The organism is Nitrospirota bacterium (assembly GCA_016178585.1).
GTDB lineage: Bacteria > Nitrospirota > Nitrospiria > JACQBW01 > JACQBW01 > JACOTA01.
The window spans coordinates 1-21,839 of sequence record JACOTA010000013.1 but is presented as its reverse complement, the minus strand read 5'-3'; the positions used below and the strand labels follow the sequence as shown (position 1 = coordinate 21,839).

Genomic DNA, 21,839 nt, shown 5'->3' with positions numbered 1-21,839 from the left:
TGTTATTTTTTCACTTTTCCTTCGGTTTTAAGACGATGAAGAACGACCGGTTTTCTCTATTAACATAGATCAGGACGGATTCGTTTTCCTTGATCTTTTTAACCGCCTCGTTAAAGTCGTTGATGGTTTCTATTTTATCATCCCTCATTTTCTTAATGACGTCGCCTTCTTTCAACGCATCTGTATCATAACGCCCTTCAGAATCGAGTTTTGAAATTAAAACTCCTTTTTCAATTTTTAATTTATATTTCTCCTTCAGATCAGGATTGATTTCAGTCACGGTAATTCCGAGAAGATTGCCGGTTTCTTTTTGAGCGCTGGCAACCTTCTGTTCGTCTTTTCTTTCACCCAGCGTGATCGAGATCGTTTTAGGTTTTCCATCGCGCAAAATGACCATATCTGTTTTTTTACCCGGTGGCAGGCTTGCAATGAGCCGGGAGAGGGTGCTGGTGGAGGTGATGTCATGACCGTTTATTTTTGTAATAATATCACCGGGCTGAATTCCTGCGCGGGCGGCGGGGTCTCCTTCAAAAACTTCGCTGACCAGGATGCCTTCCCCTTCCTTAATGTGGAACTTTTCGGCTAAATCCGTGCTGACTTCCTGAATGCCGATTCCGAGCCATCCGCGGGTCACTTTCCCTGTCGAAACCAGTTGGGTGACAATTTCCTGAACCATGTTCGAGGGTATGGCAAATCCTATTCCCTGAGCAAAATTAATGATCGCCGTGTTGATGCCGATGATTTCACCCTTTAAGTTTAAAAGAGGTCCCCCGCTGTTGCCCGGGTTGATCGAGGCGTCGGTTTGAATAAAATCCTCATAGCGGGACAAATTAACGCTCTCCCGGCCTGTGGCGCTGATAACCCCCAGCGTCACGGTTCCTTCAAGCCCGAAAGGATTTCCCACCGCAATTGCCCATTGCCCGACTTTAACTTTCGACGAATCGCCGACGGCAAGGGTCGGTAAATCAGACGCCTCAATTTTCACCACAGCCACATCGGTATCGCTGTCTCTTCCAATAACCTTTCCGGTAAATTTTCGTTTATCCGACAGACGGACTTCAACCTCTTTCGCGTCTCCCACGACATGCTGGTTGGTGATAATGAGTCCTTTTTTATCAATAATGACTCCGGAACCCGATCCCTGGGGGACTTCCGGTCTTCTCCTTTCCGCCGGCGCCTCATCCTGTCTTCCGGCATGGGAGAGCGCCTGAGCCGGAGAAATATTCACCACCGCCGGTTTAGCTTTTGCCGCGATATCAATAAAAACATTTTGGGTTTGGTCCAGAAATTTAATGGCATCCTCCAGACCGGCGGTCTTTGCTAAAAGAGGAAAGCCGGAAATCAAACAAAATAGAGCGGAAAATAAGACCAAACTGGACTTCCATTTTTTTACCGAAATCCTTGTATTATTTAAAGTCATTTAAAAACCTCCATTAATGTGATTTTAAATTTATAGCATATTAACAGGGGCTTTTAAAGAAAAATGAAAGGGCCCCGCTGATTCCAGTTGACTCCAATCCGTTTTATCTTTTAAGATTACCTTGCCGTTAAAACGGGTTTTGAGTAAATACTCATTATTGATGAATTCTTCCTCAATAATGAGTAGGATTAAAAATTATTATCTTGACTTATCATGCCCCGGGGTTTTATACTTTTGAAAAAGGCTTTTATAAAAAATAATGAAAAAGGAAGGTTTTATCCGTTTTAATTTTAATGTTTTTTAAGAAAAAAATACGAAAAACACCAGTAGATTCAAATAGATCTGTTAATTTTAGTTTTACATAAAAATTCCGCTAATGAGGGAGGAAAAGTAAAATGGGTGGGAATAATCTGATTGGAACGTTAAATAAGAAGGGACAAAAGTTTGTTCAACCAGAATATATGTTTTTCGAAGCTCCCAGGCAGGAATTTTTCTTAACGGGGAGCGAAGTGGTAAAAGAGGCGATCAGGAGAGCCAGTGTTGACATCTCCGTGGCTTATCCTATTACCCCTCAGAGTGAAGCTTCAGCTTTAATCGGGGAGTTATGGACAGAAGGGTATGTCGGGGATTATTTCAGAGGTGAAAACGAATTTGCCGTGATGGGTGAATGCGCCGGCGCCGCTTTTGGAGGCGCAAGGGTTTTTACCACGACGTCAGGCCCCGGCACGTTAAGAGCGTTTGAAAACTTTCCGATGTGGGCAGGGTCAAGGCTTCCCATTATGATTAACGTGATGGTTCGCGGTGTCAACTCACCTTTGAATATTCAGCCGGATACTCTGGAGATGGCATTTTTATTAGACACCGGAATGCTCATCTGGCACGCTGAGACCGCCCAGGAATTGTTTGATATGCTCCTGAAAGGATTTATTGTGGCTGAACAGCCGGATGTTCATCTTCCCATTGCGGTTTGTATCGATGGTTTCTTTGTCAGCCATACCAAAGAGATGGTTTCCTTAACCGGCGCCGACATCTGTATTCCCCATTATGACCCTTATCGTTCTCCCGTTCCCTGTATGGATATGGAGACTCCGCCTGTCCGGATGATGAGAGACCCCTTCGTGATGAAGAGCAATTATATCAGCTACGCGACCCACGCAAGCTGGCAGCAGGAAATTAAGGCTGCCATTGAACGGTCGAGAAAATATTCGCTCCGTTACCTGGGAGGAAGCTTGATTGAAGAAGAAAACACCGATGCCGACATTCTGATTGTTTCTTCAGGAACGGCGGTTGCTCAAGGACGGGAAGCGATTCGTTTATTGAACGAAGAGGGAATTAAAGTCGGACTGGTTAAAATTAAAACCATTCGTCCGTTCCCCACCGAGGAAATCCGTCGGGCGACAAAGAATGCCAAACTCATTTTTGTGCCCGAGTTTAACGTGGCCGGCTGGATGGCGAGAGAAATTAAATCGGTGATTGACCGGAACGATCGCGTGATTGCCGGCCCTCACGTTGCCGGTGGAATGACCCTGCCCCCTGAAGTGATCGTTGAAGAGATTAAAAAGCAAATCCATCTTAGGAAAAAGGAGCTTGTCCATGGGTAAAGATAAAATCAAGATTTCGAAAGATTTAGAAGATATTATGCCGGTTGAATATAGAGAGCTTGTTGCCGACGCAACCTATGGAAAAGAAAACCGCGGATGGAAAGATATCGGCAGTGCAAAAGAACTGATTGAGGAACATTCCCTCTGTGCGGGCTGCCCGGAGTCAATTGCCTTTCGGTATGTTTTGGCCTCGCTCCCGAATCCTGAAGATACCGTAATGGTCGGGTCGACAGGGTGTACCAGTCTCGTATTTCCCCATGTCGCGGTTCATAATATTCATTCTCTCTTCGGAAATCAAAACGCGGTTGCCTCAGGTTTAAAAAGGGCGCTTAAAGTCAGATTTCCTGAAAAAGAAAAAGATGTGGTTGTTCTCGCGGGCGATGGTGCGACGGTCGATATCGGTTTGGACATGACCCTTCAATCGTGGTTCCGCCAGGAGAAATTCACAACCATCTGTTTTGACAATGAACTTTATGCAAATACCGGCGGGCAGGAAAGCGGGTTGACCCAGAAAGGGTTTGTCATGAAAATGGCGCCTCAGGGGAAAAAATTCAACAAAGTCCGTATGCCGGAAATTGCGCGGGAATCGGGCTGTGCCTATGTCGCCATTTTAACCGTCAGCAAGCCGAATCTGGTCGAAAGGGTTCTAAAAAACGCGATTTTAATCGCGAGAACCATCGGTCCGACTTACGTGCAGATTTACACCCCCTGCATTCTTGAAATCGGAAAGCAGAGCATGGAAGGTCTTCAGGAGATGAGAGATTCTGAAGGGCCCGCTGACCGTTTCGCATTTAGAGAATTTATTACTGACGAAGCCAAAGCGTTTTTGGCCGAACTGGATGCCAAGAAAAAATTAGCGGCTGCCGCCGCAAAAATTGGAACGGCCGTACCGGCAGGAGTGAAATAAAGATGAGAAAAAGAATCAATGTTCGAATTTCAGGGTTAGGAGGACAGGGGGCGGTCACTTCCGCGCATGTTTTAGCCACAGCCGTTTACAAAGAGGGAAGGAATGCGATTTCAAATCCCTTTTTTGGAGCTGAAAAACGGATGGCCCCGGCGGAAAGCTATGTCAGAATTGCTGACCAAAAAATTTATGACAGAGGCGAAATTGTCTATCCCGACATTATTATGATATACCACCCTCAGGTCTACACTCAGGGAAAATGTTACACCATGCCGTTTTATTCTGGCCTGAAACGGGGCGGGCTGGTCATTATTAATACCGATCACCCTTTGCTCAGTGAGGAAGATACCGCCCGGCTTGGAGAGTTGGAAGCAAAGCTTTTATACATAGACGCGACGCAGATCGCCGTGGATATCGCAGGAACCGAACTGGCCACCAATATGGCCATGTTAGGCGCCCTGGTGGGAGCCACAAAAATCGTCAAGATGGAATCGATGGAAAAGGCGCTTGCCGACCGGTTTGGAAAAAAATACGTCGCTTCGGGCGGAACTGCGACGTTGGACGAAGCCATTAAGAAAAAATTCGCTAAAAAAGAACAGCTTCTCCAGAAAAACCTCGAAACAATTGTGAAAGGGTATGAAATAAGTTCCGCCTGGGCGGAGTCTCAATCAGCCATGTTGGTTTAATTTTCGAAGAAAAAGGAGAATTTCTGAATGTACGCTGTTGCACAGGTTGATGACGATAAATGTATTGCCAACAAGGGGTGCCGGCTCTGTATTCTTTATTGCCCGGAAGCCGATACGATTAAACTCGACCCTAACAAAAAGAAAGCCTATGTTGTCGAAAATCGATGCAAAGGGTGTGAGCTCTGCGTGGTCGTTTGTGATAATGCAAAACACATGGCGATTACCATGGTCATGCGATAACCTTATAAAAGGGATTCCTTAAGGGAATGGCCACATGCGGAGTAAAATATATGATTGAAATGGATCCTGAAATCGAAAAGTCATTAACCAACGTGCTGAAAGCGTTGCAGGATTTCACATCAGTTTATGACCATAAAGTCGACGAGCTCCGCGTAAAAGGATTCAGCGATGAACAGCTAGGGCCGATGATTGAGGGGTCTGAGTCTATGAAAGACAGCGCTTCTATTTTTTTGAGCTGGGCCAGGCACTATGTGCAAAAAATCAGCAATCCTTCCGCTGAAAAGCAAACCGAGAATTTTTATACCGAAACCTGAATCTATCATTCGCATCTGAATGCTTGGCTGAAGAGTTTGACGATTTTCCGGTCAGGCAAGTAGTAAGGTGCTTCCCCATGGCCATCGGCCTGGAATACCCCTCCAGCAATAATCATTTTGACAAGCCTTGCAATTACGAATATAATTCATGCGTTTTATGAATGAAATCCAAAACCACATCCGAAATTTTTCCATTATCGCCCATATTGACCATGGCAAGTCAACCCTGGCAGATCGTCTTCTGGAATATACCGGTGCTTTGACCAAAAGAGAGCAACGGGAGCAGTTTCTTGATGACATGGATCTTGAGCGGGAACGGGGTATAACGATTAAAGCTCATGCGGTCAGGCTGGTTTACCAATCAGATTCCAACGAAAAATATATTCTGAATTTAATCGACACCCCCGGCCATGTAGATTTTACCTATGAAGTTTCCAGAAGCCTTGCGGCCTGTGAAGGCGCTCTTCTTGTCGTCGACGCCACGCAGGGCGTTGAAGCCCAAACGATCGCGAATGCCAATCTGGCGATGGACAACAGGCTCAAGATTATTCCGGTGATCAATAAAATCGACCTGCCGAGCGCGGATATTGTAAAAGCAAAAGAGCAAATTGAGGATATTTTAAGCCTTGAAGCGAACGAGGCGGTCCTGGCAAGCGCCAAAGAGGGGATTGGAATAAAAGAGATTCTTGAAGCCGTCGTTCACAGGGTTCCTCCCCCTTCAGGTGATCCGGAGGGCCCTTTAAAAGCCCTTGTATTCGATTCATGGTTTGACAATTACGAAGGGGCCGTGGTTTTGGTCAAGATTGTCGAAGGCACCCTGAAAGTTGGAGACCGAATTCTTTTTATGTCCCACCGGAAGGAGTTTGAAGTGATCTCGCTGGGTATTTTCACGCCCGCCCGGACCCCGGTTTCCGAACTGAGCGTCGGAGAGGTCGGGTGTTTTACGGCGGCGATAAAAAAAGTCGGAGATACCAAGGTCGGAGATACAGTCACCTCCGCAAGCCGGCCGGCAGAAGTCCAGATTCCGGGTTATCGGGATGTTAAACCGATGGTTTTTTGCGGACTTTATTGTCAGGATACGGCCGAATATGAAGATTTAAGGGACGCGTTAGAAAAACTCAGCTTAAATGATTCTTCCTTTCGTTATGAACCTGAGACCTCTCTTGCTCTTGGTTTTGGCTTTCGGTGCGGTTTTTTGGGGCTCCTTCATATGGAAATTATCCAGGAGCGTCTGGAACGGGAATATAACTTAAGTTTAATCAGTACGGCTCCGACCGTTGTTTACCGGATTACAACAATAAAGGGAGACCTTCTTCTCATCGATAATCCGGCCAAACTCCCTGATCCGCAAAAAGTCAAAACGTATGAAGAGCCTAACATTCTTGCCTCGATCATTACCCCGGAAGAATACATGGGTTCGTTAATAAACCTCTGCCAGGAAAAAAGAGGCATTCAAAAAGACTACAAATATCTGGACCGAAAACGCATTTTGATGTCCTACGAAATGCCTCTAAACGAAGTGATTCTGGATTTTCATGATAAATTAAAATCGCTGACCAAAGGATATGCATCCTTTGATTATGAATTGATCGGTTATAAGGAATCGGATCTGGTTAAAATCGATATTTTGTTGAACGGCGAAACCGTAGACGCCCTTTCCTTTATCACCCACAGAACAAAAGCGGCTCAACGCGGCCGCCAGATTGCCGAAAAAATGAAAGAACTGATTCCCCGCCAAATGTTTGAGATCGCTGTTCAGGCGACCATCGGCGGCAAGATTCTTGCCCGTGAAACAATTGCCGCCATGAAAAAAAACGTGACTGCAAAATGTTATGGCGGAGATATTTCAAGAAAACGAAAATTGTGGGAAAAGCAAAAAGAAGGCAAGAAAAGAATGAAACAGATCGGCAGGGTTGAAATCCCTCAGGAGGCTTTTCTGGCAGTACTTAAAATAAAAGATTAAGTAAGAAATGAAGTGAAGCAACCGGCTTAGTCGGTGCGGAACGCGGGGTTCGGGGGCATCGGAGGATTTCACGGAGTGAAACCGCACGGGCCCCTGAATAAAATAAGGCTTAAGGAATGAAATGACCAAAAGAAAAAATGAACCTTCAATGATCAGGGAATATGTAGAAGCGATTTTAACCGCCTTGATTTTGGCTCTGATCGTGATGACCTTTGTCATTCAGGCTTTCAAAATACCTTCAGGATCGATGATTCCAACCTTGAAGGTTGGGGATCATATTTTTGTTCTGAAATTTATTTATGGCGTTAAAATCCCTTTTTCAGATACAATTTTAATTCACACTTGGCAGCCGAAACATGGCGATGTGGTGGTCTTTAAATATCCGAGAGATGAAAAAACAGATTTTGTGAAAAGGTTAATAGGAGAACCCGGGGACACGATTGAAATTAAAAACAAACAGTTGTTTGTCAACGGGGAGGCCATGAAAGAACCTTACATCATCCACTCCGATACAGCCATTCTTCAGGACCGGGACAATTTCGGTCCCATCACCGTTCCGGAAGGTAAATATTTTATGATGGGAGATAATCGCGATCAAAGTCTTGACAGTCGTTTTTGGGGATTTGTCAGCGAAAATAAGTTAAAAGGAAAAGCGTTTATCATTTATTGGTCATGGGATGGGAAGGATGAGTGGGTGCGCTGGAATCGAATCGGAAAGTTCATTCAATAAGTCCGAAAGGAGCGTCAATTTATGAAACCTGGGAATGAACAAAGAAAACGCGCTGAACATCCGTTAAGGTCTTACGTTAAAAAATTTTCAGAGTCGCGGATTCTTGTGATTGGCGATTTAATGCTGGACCATTATATCTGGGGAACCGTGAAACGGATCTCGCCAGAAGCGCCCGTTCCCGTGGTGAATGTAACCTCTGAAACCATGTTATTGGGCGGGGCGGCCAACGTTTGCCATAATATTTTTTCTCTTGGCGGTAAAACGGATCTCGGAGGGGTTATTGGACAGGACGCTTCCGGCGAATGGATTACCCGCCGTTTAAGGGAGATGAAGGTCAGCGGACAGGGCATTATTCAGGAACCCGGACGCCCAACGACCCGGAAAACGAGGGTCATCGCCCATAGTCAGCAGGTGGTTAGATTTGATCACGAAAAACGGGGAGATATTTCCGCCGAAAGCCAGAAAAAACTCCTCTCCTGGCTGGAAAAAAATCTTGATCAATATCAGTCGATTGTCATCTCCGATTACGAAAAAGGGGTTGTCACTGAAAGTTTAATCAGGGGGGCAATTAATTTTTCAAAAGAACTTAAAATCAAAATTATTGTCGACCCGAAAATCAGTCATTTTTCAATCTATAGGGGTGTCACGCTCCTCACCCCCAACCATCTCGAAGCTTCCCTGGGTTCCGGGATTGAAATAGAGGATGAAGCGTCGTTAATGAAAGCCGGTCAGACCATTTTAAAGAAGCTCGATTGCGAGTCGGTACTCATTACGCGGGGAGAACATGGGATGAGCCTCTTTGAAAACTCCGGGGAGGTCACGCATATTCCGACTGTCGCCAAGAAAGTTTTCGATGTTACAGGCGCCGGGGATACGGTTGTAAGCGTATTATCCCTGGCTCTTTCGGCGGGAGCCAATTTAAAAGATTCCGCGGTTTTGGCAAATCATGCCGCCGGAATTGTCGTCGGGATTGTCGGAACGGCAACTGTGACTCAGCAAACCTTATTGGATGATCTTAACCATTCTTTATGAAAGTTTCGGAAAAAGATAAAGCGACGGTCATCATTCCGGCCAGATTTCAATCAACCCGGTTTCCTGGAAAACCTTTAGCCGAGATCGACGGCAGACCGCTGATTTATCATTGTTATCATTCTGTTACCCGGTCCGATTGGATTAAAGAGGTGATTGTCGCCACCGATGATCCGAGAATTAAGACAGCGGTGGAAACATTCGGCGGAAAAGCGGTGCTGACCTCTTCTAACCCTAAAACCGGAACGGACCGGCTTGCCGAAGCGGTCGAGAAACTGGAGGGGGAGGTTTTTGTGAATGTTCAGGGGGACGAAATTCTTCTCCAGCCTTATTTTCTGGATTCCCTGGTTGAATCTTTTGCTCAAAAACCGGAAGTTCAAATGGCGACCTATAAAAAAGAAATTACCGATTGGGAGGACCTGAACAATCCAAACATCGTCAAGGTAGTTTGCGATCTGGACGGAGTCGCCCTTTATTTTTCCCGCTCGCCCATTCCGTTTGTCCGGGATCGAAAAGCGGGAGGGCCGGTTCCCGGAAAAACTTTTTTTCGGCATTTTGGAATTTATATTTACAGAAAAGCCCTTCTCCGGCAATTTTCACAATGGCCGGAGTCATTTTTAGAAAATCTTGAAAAGCTTGAACAGCTCAGAGCGATGGAGCGGGGCGTAAAAATCTGGGTAAAAGAAACAACGAATGACTCTTTAAGAGTCGATGCCCCGGAAGATTTAAATCGAGTTAAAGATTATCTTGAGAGGACCCATGGGTAAATTTATTTTTGTCACAGGAGGCGTCATTTCTTCACTCGGAAAAGGGCTCGCTTCCGCTTCGATCGGAGCTTTGCTTGAAGCGCGGGGCCTGAGAGTGACCTTTTTAAAACTCGATCCTTATATCAACGTGGATCCCGGGACGATGAACCCCTATCAACATGGCGAAGTTTTCGTAACGGATGACGGCGCTGAGACGGATCTCGATCTGGGACATTATGAGCGGTATGCCTCGGTGACCATGTTAAAAAGAAACAACTATACCACCGGAAAAATCTACGACACGGTCATTCGAAAAGAGAGGCGCGGAGATTACCTCGGCGGAACGGTCCAAGTGGTACCCCATATCACCGATGAAATTAAAAAGTGCATTCGAAATGTCGATTGGGGAGTCGACGTTGTTATTGTCGAAATCGGCGGAACGGTGGGTGATATCGAATCGCTCCCTTTCCTTGAAGCCATTCGTCAAATTCCTTTCGATGTAGGAAAAGAAAATGTTCTGTATATTCATTTAACCCTGGTCCCTTATATTCCGACCGCGGATGAACTCAAAACAAAGCCAACCCAGCATAGCGTGAACAAGCTTCGGGAAATCGGTATTCAGCCCGATATTCTCCTTTGTCGGTCAGATCGGCACCTGTCATCGGATCTCAAAAGAAAAATTGCCTTATTCTGCAACCTGAGGCCGGAAGAGGTGATGTCAGCCCAGGATGTGGAAAGTATTTATGAAGTTCCCGTTCTTCTGAATATTGAAAAACTCGACGATATGATTTTGACCAAGCTTCATTTATCCGGGCATCCGGTCCAACTGGAGAAGTGGAAAGAAATAATCGAAATTGTAAAACATCCTCAAGAGACGGTTGAAATCGCTTTGGTGGGTAAATACGTTGAGTTGAAGGAGTCCTACAAAAGTCTTCTTGAAGCGTTGGTTCATGGCGGAATTGGAAACCTGTCAAAAGTGAAGATTCAGTGGGTCGATTCGGAAGAGATCGAGAAGAACGGAACTGAGGCCTATTTTAAGACCGTCCATGGGATTTTGGTTCCCGGCGGTTTTGGCGACCGCGGCATAGAAGGCAAGATTACGACGATCCGCTATGCCCGGGAACATAAAATTCCATTTTTTGGAATCTGTCTGGGGATGCAATGCGCCGTGATTGAATTTAGCCGTAACGTCGTTCACCTTTCCAAAGCCAATAGTTCGGAGTTTGACAAAGATTCCCCGGATAAAGTCATTTCATTGATGACCGATCAGCAGGAGCTGACGGATAAAGGGGGGACGATGCGGTTAGGGGCCTATCCCTGTGTGTTAAGCGTGAATTCGAAGGCCTATCAATGTTATCAGAAAACAGAAATTAGAGAACGGCATCGTCATCGGTATGAGTTTAACAATCACTATCGGGACCAACTGCAAAAGACGGGCCTGAAAATCAGCGGAACTTCGCCGGATCACCGCCTGGTCGAAATCATTGAACTCGAAGATCATCCCTGGTTTATCGGCGTGCAATTTCATCCGGAATTTAAATCAAGACCGCTAGACCCGCATCCTCTATTCAAATCTTACATTAAAGCTTGTTTGGAATACCAGAGGTCGGTTAAATGATGACGAAAACCATTCAACTCAATCATTTAAAATTAGGCGGTGGAAATCCCCTCTTTTTAATCGCAGGCCCCTGTGTCATTGAAAAGGAATCTTTTATGCTCGAAACGGCCAGGAGGATTAAGGAAATCGCCGACCGGCATCAGGTTCCGTTTATTTTCAAATCGTCCTATGACAAGGCCAACCGATCAGCCCATAGCTCATTTCGGGGACCCGGAATTTTAAAAGGGCTTGAAATCCTTCAAAAAATCAAAGACGAACTCCACATTCCGGTTTTATCCGATGTCCATACCGCGGAAGAGGTCGAAAAAAGCGCCAAAGTTCTCGACATCCTCCAGATTCCCGCGTTTCTTTGCCGCCAAACCGATTTGTTGACTGCGGCGGCTCAAACCGGCCGAATCGTCAACATCAAAAAAGGACAATTTTTATCCCCCTGGGATGTTAAAAATATCATTGAAAAAATGGAAGCCATGAACCACGACAAATTTATGATTACCGAACGGGGTACGACCTTTGGTTACAACAATCTGGTCAGCGATATGCGGGCATTGCCTGTCATGAGGCGTTTTGGATATCCGGTAATTTTTGACGGGACCCATTCTGTCCAACTGCCGGGAGGCGCGGGAAAAGCTTCCTCGGGGCAAAGGGAGTTTGTGGCCCCTCTTGTTAGGGCCGCGGCAGCCGCGGGATGCGATGGATTATTTTTGGAGGTTCATCCGGATCCAGACCATGCTCCCTCGGATGGGCCAAATATGATTACGCCTGATGATCTGGACGCCCTTCTCGGACAGGTTAAACGTATTGAAGGGGCTTTAAAAATTTAGCAGGTTGATTCCTGGGTCTCGGCCAACCCACGGACTCCATTTTACAAAGGGTTTATGGACATTATTCAAACCGGAAAAAAAGTCCTTCAAACTGAAGCGAACGCTCTGACCCGTCTTTTAAGTTCCGTTAATCAGAATTTTGTTGAGGCGGTTGAGGCGCTGAACCAATGTCAGGGAAGGGTCGTTGTGACCGGAATGGGAAAATCCGGAATTATTGGAAAAAAAATTTCAGCCACACTGGCCAGTACCGGCGCGCCTTCTTTTTTTCTTCATCCTGCGGAGGGGCTTCATGGCGATATCGGGATGATTTCAAAAGGAGATGTTATCCTGGCGATTTCAAACAGCGGGGAAACCGAAGAGCTCCTTAAAATTCTCCCATCGATCAAACGACTCGGTTTATTTTTGCTCTCCATGACCGGAAATATTAAATCGACTCTTGCCAGGGAAAGCGACGTCGCTTTAGACGTCAGCGTTCAAGAAGAGGCGGGGGCCATGGGGATTGTTCCGACCGCCAGTACCACTGCGGCGCTGGCAATGGGAGACGCGCTGGCCGTCGCCCTGTTTGAATTAAGAGGAATCAAAGAAGAAGACTTTGCCTTTTTCCACCCCGGCGGAAGTTTGGGAAGAAGACTCCTCCTCCGGGTAAAAGATATCATGCACCAGACGGCCCAAATTCCGATTGTAAGTGAAGAGAGTTCCTTAAAAGAAGCCTTGTTTGAAATGACCCGGAAAAAAATGGGAATGACAACGGTAACAGGCCGGCAGGGGAAATTGACCGGCGTCATTACCGATGGTGATTTAAGGCGGCTGTTGGAAAAGGAAGAAAAAATATTTGAAAAAAGGGCCAAAGAAGTCATGACTAAAAACCCCAAATTTATCGGGGAAAAGGAGCTGGCGGCCAAAGCGGTTCAGGTGATGGAAACCTATTCCATTACGGTTTTACCCGTCATGGATGAGAATGAAAAGCTGGTAGGGGTTGTTCATTTACACGACCTTCTGAAAATGGGAGTTGTCTGAGCTGAAAAACGATGAAACGGGAACTGATTGAAAAAGCCGGACAAATCAAGTTTTTCCTCATGGATGTCGACGGAGTCTTGACCGACGGCCGTCTTTATTACGACGATCAGGGAAAAGAGATTAAAGTATTTCATATCCATGACGGCCATGGCATCCGGCTTCTTTTGGAGCAGGGAATTAAAGTCGGAATCCTCTCGGGGAGAAAGTCAAAAGCGGTTGAAATCAGAGCCAGAGAGTTGGGGATCGAGGAATGTTATCTGGGCGTTGAAAATAAGATTAAACAATACGAAGAAATTTTAAAAAAGCACCACTTGAAAGATCATGAAATGGCCTATATTGGCGACGATCTGATTGATTTGCCGGTAATAAAACGGGTCGGCCTTTCTCTTTCCGTTTCCAATGGAATTGATGAAGTAAAAGATCAGTGCGACTGGGTGACCAAAAAAGCAGGAGGTCTGGGAGGCGTTCGCGAAGCGATTGATTTTATTTTATCGGCGAGGATGGGTGAGAAAGGCCTCAAGCCGGTTGGCTTTCTCTCGCCTGATCGTCGATAAGTGGCCATTTGCTGCGTTCTCGAATCTCGGCTTCCTCAACGTACATTTAACGTACGCCTGCGTTGCCTCGATTCTGCGGCCTGGCAACTGACCACTTCTCAACGTCAGGACTGTTGTAGACTGATTGATATATGAAACAAAAAGTGGTCAGATGGCTGATTATTGCAGGGCTGAAAGTCGTTTCTGTTCTCATTCTCCTGATACCCTGGAAAATCGCTTTGGCAACGGGCGGTTTTTTAGGGAGGGTTGCTTACCAGCGATTAAAAAAAGAGCGAGACAGGGCCTGGAATAATTTTAATCTCGCGTTTGGTGACGGGTATAATGACAGCCAGAAAAATGAAATCCTCAAAAAGAGTTTTGAAAATCTCGGAAAGAGTCTGATAGAGGTTTTAAAGTTCAGTCAAATCAATTCCCGGAATATCGATCGAATGGTAACCTTCGAAGGGGAGGCCTGCTTAAGGGAAGCCTTCGCGAAGGGAAAAGGAGTTGTCTTTGTTACAGGGCACACCGGAAATTGGGAGCTGATGGGGATTGCCCTTTCGATTAAAGGGTATCCGACGAATGTGATTGCGGCGCCCCTTTATGATTCCCGGCTTGATCGAATCATGAATCAATTTCGCTCGCTTCACGGGGTGCAAACGATTACGCGAGGGGGAGAAAAAGGGGCGAGAAAAATCTTGTCGGCGCTTAAAAACAATCAGATTTTGGGTTTGTTAATCGACCAGGATATCGAAGCGGAAGGAGTTTTTGTAGATTTTTTTAACCGAAAAGCTTTTACCCCTTCTGGCGCCGCGTCTTTAGCCCTGAAAAGCGGGGCTTCGGTGATTCTTGGTTTTATCCATCGTGAACCCGGCGATCGTCATGTGGTTTCATTGACCGGGCCTGTTCCTTTGATTCAGCAGGGGACATTGGAAGAAAATATTTATGCAAATACCGCCTATTTTACGAAGGCTATCGAAGAAACCATCAAACGGCATCCTGATCAGTGGGTCTGGATGCATAACCGTTGGCAAACCCGGTACGGATCCGCGAGTCATGAATCTTCCTAATTTTCTGACGCTTCTCCGAATAGCCATGATTCCCGTTTTTATATTTATTTATTTGGACCCGACTCCCATCCGGTCTTTTTTTGCAACCGTAACGTTTTTGCTGGCATCCCTGACAGATTTTCTTGACGGATATCTTGCCAGGAAAAGAGGAGAAGTGACCAAATGGGGAAAACTCATGGACCCGATCGCAGACAAACTTCTGGTCATTTCCGCGTTAATCCTGCTGGTCAATTTTCATCGCGTTGAAGCGTGGATTGTGGTCATCTTAATCGGCAGGGAAATGGCGGTGACCGGGCTTAGAGCCCTTGCCGCGATGGAAGATATTATCATTCCCGCTGATGTTCTCGGAAAGTATAAAATGGGGGCTCAAATTACCGCGATTTCGCTCCTCCTCTGGAATTTAACTTTCCCTTTAAATTTTCAACTCCTGGGGACTTTTTTTATGTGGGTCTCGCTTTTCCTTGCAGTCATTTCCGGCATTCAGTATTTTGTCAATTACGCCAGACAGGCCTATAAATAGGTAAGGGAAGCAACCGGCTAAGCCGGTGCGGAACGCGGGGTTCGGGGGGCATCGGAGCATCCGCCGAAGGCGGGGCGCACCGGCCCCTGAATATAAATAAGGATTAGAAATTTGGATTCTTCAATTGTATCCGGAATAATGATCGTGACAATCTCCTGCCTTTTAGGCGGTATTCCATTTGGCCTGATCTTATCGAAAATATTTGCCGGGATGGATCCCCGGAAAGGAGGAAGCGGTGGAATTGGCTTCACCAACGTCATGCGCACCACCAATAAAAAAACAGCGTTTATGACCCTGACCCTTGACACACTGAAGGGAACACTTCCTGTCCTAATCGCAAAGCAGATGACGCCCACCGTTTTCTGGATTTCGACGGTAGCCCTTGCTGCTATCCTGGGACATATTTTTTCAATTTATCTGAGGTTTAAAGGGGGAAAAGGGGTTGCCACCAGCTTCGGTGTTCTTTTAGGAATTTCCCCCGCGGTAGCCATTATTACCTTCATCATTTGGAACGGGGTCTATTTTACCTGGAAGTATTCCTCACTCGGGGGGCTTGTTTCATTTGGGCTCCTTCCCTTGACCTTCCTGGTTTTGGGGGAAAAAGATTATCTTTTCTTTGCGGTCCTGGTCGTTTTAATCATCTACCTGAAACACGTCGAAAATATCAAAAGACTGTTGGCAGGGACTGAAAAACAAATGACCTCTCAATCAAAATAGGTGCTTAAATTTAAAAAGTTGACAATGAATCCGAAGGTATGATAAAAATATGATGAAACAAAAATATACCAACTAGTAGGTTTGTGAATATGAAGGTCATTAAAGAAATTTCTGCCACTAAAGAAAAAATCCTTGAAGCCGCAAAACAATTGATGCTGAAGCAGGGATTTCCGGCTACAACCGTCGACGAAATTTGTGATGCCTCCGGGTTTACCAAGGGAAGCTTTTTTCATTATTTTGAGAGCAAGGAAGAGCTTGGAAAAGCGGTTTTAGAATTTTATTCCAACAAGATGTCCGAAATGATAGAAATGGCACCTTTCAATCAGGAATTCGATCCGCTTCAGCGTGTTTACGGATATCTTGATTTTTTAATTCAATTGTCAAAACATCCGGAAGCCCCGAAAAGTTGCATTCTCGGAAATTTTACACAGGAACTTGCCGAGACCCATGCTGAAATCCGGTCTTTATGCGCCGCGCGATTTGATCAATGGGCTAACAGATTTAAGCGGGATTTGGATCAAGCAAAGGACCTTCATGCTCATAAGGCGCCATTCGACACTCTGAGTCTTGCGGAGCACTTGATTTCCCTGGTAGAGGGCTCTTTCATCCTTGCGAAGGCCAAAAAGGATAACGGAATTTTTGAAAGAAACATTCTGCAGTATAAACTTTACCTAAAATGTTTATTTGAAAAAAAATATCCTGACGGATCCTTTCTTAAATAGAAGCGCAGATAAGAACAGATTTTTTTTATCAGTGACAATAAACTGATAACAATATTAGATGGGTGAAAATAGCTAAAGGAGAGAGATCGTGATGACCCAAATATTTCGCCGCTATACAGAATTCATCATTCGTCATCGCCTGTTTACAATTTTAATGATTACAGCCGTAACCCTGTTTCTGGGATCAAGGCTTACCAGCTTGAAAATCGATATGGATCCGGATATCTGGGCTCCGCAGGCCCATCCCTATGTCAAGGCGACCAAACAGCTTGAAAATGTTTTTGGCGGGAGAAACTTTACGGTGATTGGAATCATTCCGAAAAATGGGGATGTTTATCAGCCGGCTGTCCTGGCGAAAATTCAGCGCATCCAGCAAGGGATTGAAGAAATTCCGGAGGCGGTTCGGCATAACATCATCAGTTTTGCCGCCCGCAAGGTGAAAGAAATTAAGGGAACTCCGGAGGGAATGGAGGTCCGGCAGATGATGGAGACGATTCCCCAGACTCCGGCCGAAATTGAACGTCTCAAAGCGGCGGTGGCTTCCAACCCAATCTATATTAATTCATTGGTCTCTCCTGATGGAAAAGCAGCCGCAATCATCGCCGATTTCAGAGTCAATAAGGAAAACCCCAGTTATGCCGCGCTTTATGAATCGATCAGAAAGGTGGTGGATAGGGAACGGGACGACCAGGTGAATATCTCTATGGGAGGCCTTCCGGTCGGCCTGGCCTGGTTTGAATACCACATGTTTAAAATGCCGATTTACTTTGGAATCGCCCTTTTAATTATTATGGGGATTCAATATTGGTCCTTCAAAAGTTTTCAAGGAATGTTTTTGCCCATTCTAACCGCCATTTTGAGCGTGATCTGGGGCTTGGGCTTCATGGGAGTGCTGGGCGTCCACATGGATGGGATGAATACCACGACGCCCATTTTAATTATGGCGGTTGCGGCCGGCCATGCTATTCAGATTTTAAAGCGTTACTATGAAGAATATCACAAGCTTCAGGAGAGAGAGACGATGTCTCCGCGGGACGCCAGCAAAAAGGCTGTCATTGAATCGCTGGTCAAGGTGGGACCCGTCATGCTGACCGCCGGTTTGATCGCCGTTGTGACCTTTTATTCGTTAACGACGGCGGGGATTTCGGTGGTCCGGCATTTTGGCGTTTTTGCGGGTTCGGGCGTCCTGGGGGCGTTGATTTTAGAAATGACCTTTATTCCGGTTCTCCGTTCGCTCCTGCCCGCGCCGAAACGCCGGGAGGTTGAACGCGAGCAGAAGGCCGATTTTCTCGATCGGATGCTTTTAACATTATCGAAGAACCTGGTTGGCGGAAAATCCGCGTGGATTCTAGGGGCCGCGGTTCTGTTTATTGGCTTTGCGTTTATGGGAATTACACGGCTTCATGCCGACAGCAGTATTAAACGATATAATAGCGTTAATAGCGAAGTCCGAAAAGACGATGTGATTCTCAATAAAAGGTTTGGCGGAACGGATTCTATCTTTTTCTTAATCGAGGGACGGGAACAGGATAGCATTAAAGATCCGCGTGTTCTTCAGGGGATGGCCGCCCTTCAGAAGTTTTTGGACGGTCAGCCCTATGTCGGTAAAACCCAGTCCCTGGCGGATATGATGAAACGAATGAACCAGGCGATGCATGGAGATGATCCGGCTTATAACAAGCTTCCAGAAACCCGGGAATTAATCGCCCAATACCTCTTGCTCTATTCCATTTCGGGAGATCCCCAGGATTTTGATAACTTTGTCGATAACGATTATCGGCAAACGGTGGTTTGGGTCTATCTAAAAGATGACAGCACTGTCAATGCCGAAACCATTTATAAAAAATCCAAAACCGTTATCGCGGAGAATTTTCCTCCGGGTATAACCGTTAGCATCGGAGGGAGCCTTCCCCAGACGATTGCCATCAACGAGGAATTAACAACCGGTAAGTTTAAGAATATGGCCCAGATGGCGCTGGTCGTTTTTTTACTTTCAAGTCTGGTTTTTCGTTCCTTTGTAGGCGGCCTGTTCGTTGTCACGCCTCTTTTGATGATTATTTTGGCGAACTTTGGCTTGATGGGTTGGATGGGAGTTCCCCTGGATATGGGAACCGCCACCACCGCCGCCATGGCCATTGGCATCGGGGCTGATTATGAGCTTTATCTCTTATTCCGTTTCCGGGAGGAATTAACAAGGTCTAAAGACTTGCTTGCGGCGACTCGAGACTCGCTTCTAACCTCCGGAAAAGCGATTATTTTTGTGGCGATGTCGGTGGCCGGCGGCTATTCCGTTCTCCTCTTTTCCGGTTTCGGGTTTTACACCCGGCTTTCTGTGATGGTGATCGCGACGATGGTGGTGAGCGCCCTTTCTGCGCTCCTTTTCCTTCGCGCAATGATGATTTTATTTAAACCCCGTTTTGTCTTTGGAAATCTAAGGGAAGTGGTCTTTGCGCCTCGTCCGGTCATGGCAGGAGAACAAAATGAATAAACTCATCGGGTTATTGTTTTTTTATACCACTATTTTTATCGGGTTGACGGCCGTTTGTCCGCGAGAAGTATCGGCGGAATATACGGCCCGTGAAATCATGGAGAAAAACTTTTATGTGACCAAAATAAAAGCGTTTACCAGTGACGCCACGATGATTTTGATCAACGATAAAGGTCAAACGCGGGAGCGTAAAACAACGACGGTGACAAAACTGCAGAAGAACGGCATCGATTCTAGCCTGGTGGTTCGCTTTCTCTCTCCAGCCGATATTAAAGGAACCGGGTTTCTTCAAATTGAACATTCAGACGGGGAGGACGATTTATGGATTTACCTGCCCGCGCTCAAGAAAACCCGGCGGTTGGTCGCAAACAATAAGAAAGACAGTTTTGTCGGATCAGATTTCTCTTACGGCGACATTCTGCTTCCAAAGGTCGATCTTTATAAACATAAATTGCTTCGTTCAGAAGCGGTAGACGGTCAGGATGCTTATGTTATCGAATCGGTTCCCAGGGATGAAATGGTCAAGCGGGACAGCGGCTACAGCAAAAAGTTGACCTGGGTCCGCAAGGATAATTTCCTGGAATCCAGGGTTGAATTTTATGATACCGCCGGCCGGTTGTTGAAAACCGAGATTTCCCGGGATCATAAACTCGTTGAGCCCGAGAATCAACGCTGGATTGCGATGCATCGGGAGATGGAAAACCACCAGACAGGCCATAAAACGATTTTTACTTTTGACCGCATTGATACCTCCCGCCCCGTAGCGGACGAGCTTTTTACCACGCGTTTCATTGAAAAAGAATAGGATGATGGGTGTTTTACGGGTTGTCGTTCTTTTGACGATGGGGGTTGTTGCTCTGGAACAACTCCTTTTTGCTCAGGAGGGAGACGGAGGAATTCGTGCCTGGACATTGTTACGCGAACAGGGATTGACCGGTTCACTCCGTGTCGATTATTTTCGCTCGTCCAAATTACTTGATGATGAAACCGATTTTACCGGGGGGACGGCTCAATTTAAACTCTTGCCTGTTTTTAACGAGATGTTAACCGGTAAAGTTGAAGCCCGTCTGACAGACCCCGCGATTGGGAAAGGGGCTGAAACAAGCGGTTCCCTGTTAGAAGGATTTGTTTCCCTGCATTTCGACAAGGGGGATCTCCGCATCGGAAAACAGATCGTCGCCTGGGGCAGGGCCGATGGGATCAATCCCACCGATAATCTGACCCCCCATGATTATGTGGTTCTGCTCCCCTTTGAAGAAGACCAACGGTTTGGCACAATGGCTTTAAAGGGCGATGGTTATTTATCCAACGATTACACCCTCACTCTTTTTATCAGCCCCTTTTTCGAGCCTTCAAAAATTCCACTTATTGCCCCGGCCGGAACGATACTGATCGAGAATAAACCCACGTCTAACTTTTCCGATACGGAGGTTGCGGTTAAACTGAATAAATCGGGGGGTGCTTTTGACGGTTCGATCAGCTTTTTTCATGGGTTTGATCTTCTTCCCGATGCTCGCGCGAGTCTTACGCCTATGGGGCCGGTGATCGAACTTCGGCATACCATTATCGACGTGATTGGAATCGATATGGCGCGTAATTTTGGAAAATTCGGATTTCGGGCAGAAGGGGCTTACTTTATCACGGAAGACCATAATGGGCTCGACCCGACGATTAAGAACCCGTTTTTATTTTATGTGCTGGGCGTTGACCGGACCTTTTTGGAAAACCTGAATATCAATATACAGTTCGTTGGGCGATATATCCGGTACTATCAAGACCCCGAAGCGATCAACGATCCATTTCTACGGAGTTTGGCCGTTCAAAACGCAATCGTTAATGGCCAGCAAGATCAGACGAGCTATGGTCTGACCTCCCGTATCGGGGATAAATGGTTTAATGACACGCTGGAAGCAGAACTTCTGATGTTCATTAATTTCAATCGAACCAATTCTTATTTCAGGCCTCTGGTAACGTATGCATTTACCGATCATGTTAAAGGAACGGTCGGTGGAGAGGTCTATCAGGGCCCGGATGATTCGTTTTTCGGGAGATTAAAGAAAAACGAAAGCGTGTTTACGGAAATCCGGTACAGTTTTTAATCCAGCTGAGGCCTCTATTTGAACAGAGGCCTCAGGCAAATTATAAAATATAGGGTCAGGTCTATTTACTTGACATAGTTTTCTGATTGGGGTAGGGTGTCTTCATGGCACGACCCCTTCGCATCCAATATCCCGGAGCTGTTTATCACATTACCTCACGTGGCAATGAAAAGAAGCCCGCGTACAAAGATAATCAGGACCGCGAGCGCTTTCTAACGATACTTCAACACGTCAACCAGCGATATCACTGGATCTGCCATGCCTACTGTCTCATGAGCAACCATTACCATCTCCTCATAGAAACTCCGGATGGCAATCTCTCTATAGGGATGAGGCAACTCAATGGCGTATACACTCAGCTATTTAATCAGCGACGCCGCCGGACAGGTCATTTATTTCAAGGAAGGTACAAGGCGATCTTAATCGAGAAGGATACCCATTTGCTGGAAGCCTGCCGGTATGTGGTCTTAAATCCCGTCCGGGCGCACATGAAGAAAGGGCCGGGAGCGTGGAAGTGGTCCAGTTACCGAGCGACAGCCGGACAGGGAGAGGCCCATCCCTGTTTGACGGTAGAGTGGGTACTGGGCCAGTTCAGCAGAAA

General features: G+C 46.2%; 21 protein-coding genes. 20 read left to right on the top strand and 1 reads right to left on the bottom strand.

Annotated features, from left to right (window positions below; all coding sequences use genetic code 11):
- Positions 1 to 10 precede the first annotated feature (10 nt).
- Positions 11 to 1,420 (bottom strand): Do family serine endopeptidase, encoded by a 1,410-nt coding sequence (locus HYR79_01970; protein MBI1820453.1) that lies wholly within the window; start codon positions 1,418 to 1,420, stop codon positions 11 to 13.
- A gap of 395 nt (positions 1,421 to 1,815) precedes the next feature.
- Between HYR79_01970 and HYR79_01965 the strand changes: the two genes are divergently transcribed.
- The 20 genes from HYR79_01965 to HYR79_01870 all read left to right on the top strand — a co-directional run.
- The gene (locus HYR79_01965) at positions 1,816 to 3,021 is read left to right on the top strand and encodes a ferredoxin oxidoreductase (protein MBI1820452.1); all 1,206 of its coding nucleotides are present in this window, start codon (positions 1,816 to 1,818) and stop codon (positions 3,019 to 3,021) included.
- Entirely contained in the window at positions 3,014 to 3,928 is a 915-nt protein-coding gene (locus HYR79_01960) for a ferredoxin oxidoreductase (GenBank protein MBI1820451.1), read from the top strand. Before HYR79_01965 ends, HYR79_01960 begins: the two co-directional genes overlap by 8 nt.
- A 2-nt stretch (positions 3,929 to 3,930) precedes the next feature.
- The gene (locus HYR79_01955) at positions 3,931 to 4,611 is read left to right on the top strand and encodes a 2-oxoacid:acceptor oxidoreductase family protein (protein ID MBI1820450.1); all 681 of its coding nucleotides are present in this window, start codon (positions 3,931 to 3,933) and stop codon (positions 4,609 to 4,611) included.
- A gap of 27 nt (positions 4,612 to 4,638) precedes the next feature.
- Positions 4,639 to 4,851 carry a pyruvate ferredoxin oxidoreductase gene (locus HYR79_01950; protein ID MBI1820449.1) on the top strand — a complete coding sequence of 71 codons (213 nt, stop codon included), beginning with the start codon at positions 4,639 to 4,641 and terminating at the stop codon, positions 4,849 to 4,851.
- A 50-nt stretch (positions 4,852 to 4,901) separates the two neighbouring features.
- Positions 4,902 to 5,165, top strand: coding sequence for a hypothetical protein (locus tag HYR79_01945; GenBank protein MBI1820448.1), 264 nt, complete (start codon positions 4,902 to 4,904; stop codon positions 5,163 to 5,165).
- A gap of 157 nt (positions 5,166 to 5,322) precedes the next feature.
- Positions 5,323 to 7,128 (top strand): elongation factor 4, encoded by a 1,806-nt coding sequence (lepA, locus tag HYR79_01940; protein ID MBI1820447.1) that lies wholly within the window; start codon positions 5,323 to 5,325, stop codon positions 7,126 to 7,128.
- A gap of 121 nt (positions 7,129 to 7,249) precedes the next feature.
- Positions 7,250 to 7,858 (top strand): signal peptidase I, encoded by a 609-nt coding sequence (gene lepB / locus HYR79_01935; GenBank protein MBI1820446.1) that lies wholly within the window; start codon positions 7,250 to 7,252, stop codon positions 7,856 to 7,858.
- Between the two features lie 21 nt (positions 7,859 to 7,879).
- Positions 7,880 to 8,890, top strand: coding sequence for a D-glycero-beta-D-manno-heptose-7-phosphate kinase (rfaE1, locus tag HYR79_01930; GenBank protein MBI1820445.1), 1,011 nt, complete (start codon positions 7,880 to 7,882; stop codon positions 8,888 to 8,890).
- A complete protein-coding gene (gene kdsB / locus HYR79_01925; GenBank protein MBI1820444.1) occupies positions 8,887 to 9,654 on the top strand; it encodes a 3-deoxy-manno-octulosonate cytidylyltransferase in 768 nt (255 codons plus the stop codon). Before rfaE1 ends, kdsB begins: the two co-directional genes overlap by 4 nt.
- A complete protein-coding gene (locus HYR79_01920) occupies positions 9,647 to 11,251 on the top strand; it encodes a CTP synthase (protein ID MBI1820443.1) in 1,605 nt (534 codons plus the stop codon). The genes kdsB and HYR79_01920 overlap by 8 nt, the downstream gene beginning before the upstream one ends.
- Positions 11,251 to 12,072, top strand: coding sequence for a 3-deoxy-8-phosphooctulonate synthase (kdsA, locus tag HYR79_01915; GenBank protein MBI1820442.1), 822 nt, complete (start codon positions 11,251 to 11,253; stop codon positions 12,070 to 12,072). Before HYR79_01920 ends, kdsA begins: the two co-directional genes overlap by 1 nt.
- A gap of 54 nt (positions 12,073 to 12,126) precedes the next feature.
- Positions 12,127 to 13,089 carry a KpsF/GutQ family sugar-phosphate isomerase gene (locus HYR79_01910; GenBank protein MBI1820441.1) on the top strand — a complete coding sequence of 321 codons (963 nt, stop codon included), beginning with the start codon at positions 12,127 to 12,129 and terminating at the stop codon, positions 13,087 to 13,089.
- An 11-nt stretch (positions 13,090 to 13,100) separates the two neighbouring features.
- Complete coding sequence (locus HYR79_01905; GenBank protein ID MBI1820440.1) at positions 13,101 to 13,643, top strand: HAD-IIIA family hydrolase; 543 nt, start codon at positions 13,101 to 13,103, stop codon at positions 13,641 to 13,643.
- Between the two features lie 924 nt (positions 13,644 to 14,567).
- Positions 14,568 to 15,212, top strand: a complete 645-nt coding sequence (gene pgsA, locus HYR79_01900) for a CDP-diacylglycerol--glycerol-3-phosphate 3-phosphatidyltransferase (protein ID MBI1820439.1) — start codon at positions 14,568 to 14,570, stop codon at positions 15,210 to 15,212.
- Positions 15,213 to 15,350: 138 nt separating this feature from the next.
- On the top strand, positions 15,351 to 15,929 hold the full coding sequence (gene plsY, locus HYR79_01895) for a glycerol-3-phosphate 1-O-acyltransferase PlsY (protein ID MBI1820438.1): 579 nt from the start codon (positions 15,351 to 15,353) through the stop codon (positions 15,927 to 15,929).
- 89 nt (positions 15,930 to 16,018) lie between these two features.
- Positions 16,019 to 16,651, top strand: coding sequence for a TetR/AcrR family transcriptional regulator (locus HYR79_01890; protein MBI1820437.1), 633 nt, complete (start codon positions 16,019 to 16,021; stop codon positions 16,649 to 16,651).
- An 88-nt stretch (positions 16,652 to 16,739) separates the two neighbouring features.
- Complete coding sequence (locus HYR79_01885) at positions 16,740 to 19,139, top strand: RND family transporter (protein MBI1820436.1); 2,400 nt, start codon at positions 16,740 to 16,742, stop codon at positions 19,137 to 19,139.
- On the top strand, positions 19,132 to 19,944 hold the full coding sequence (locus HYR79_01880; protein ID MBI1820435.1) for an outer membrane lipoprotein-sorting protein: 813 nt from the start codon (positions 19,132 to 19,134) through the stop codon (positions 19,942 to 19,944). Before HYR79_01885 ends, HYR79_01880 begins: the two co-directional genes overlap by 8 nt.
- A 1-nt stretch (position 19,945) precedes the next feature.
- Positions 19,946 to 21,238, top strand: coding sequence for a hypothetical protein (locus tag HYR79_01875; GenBank protein ID MBI1820434.1), 1,293 nt, complete (start codon positions 19,946 to 19,948; stop codon positions 21,236 to 21,238).
- Between the two features lie 104 nt (positions 21,239 to 21,342).
- Positions 21,343 to 21,839: transposase (locus HYR79_01870; protein MBI1820433.1), on the top strand; the 497-nt coding region annotated here is incomplete at its 3' end.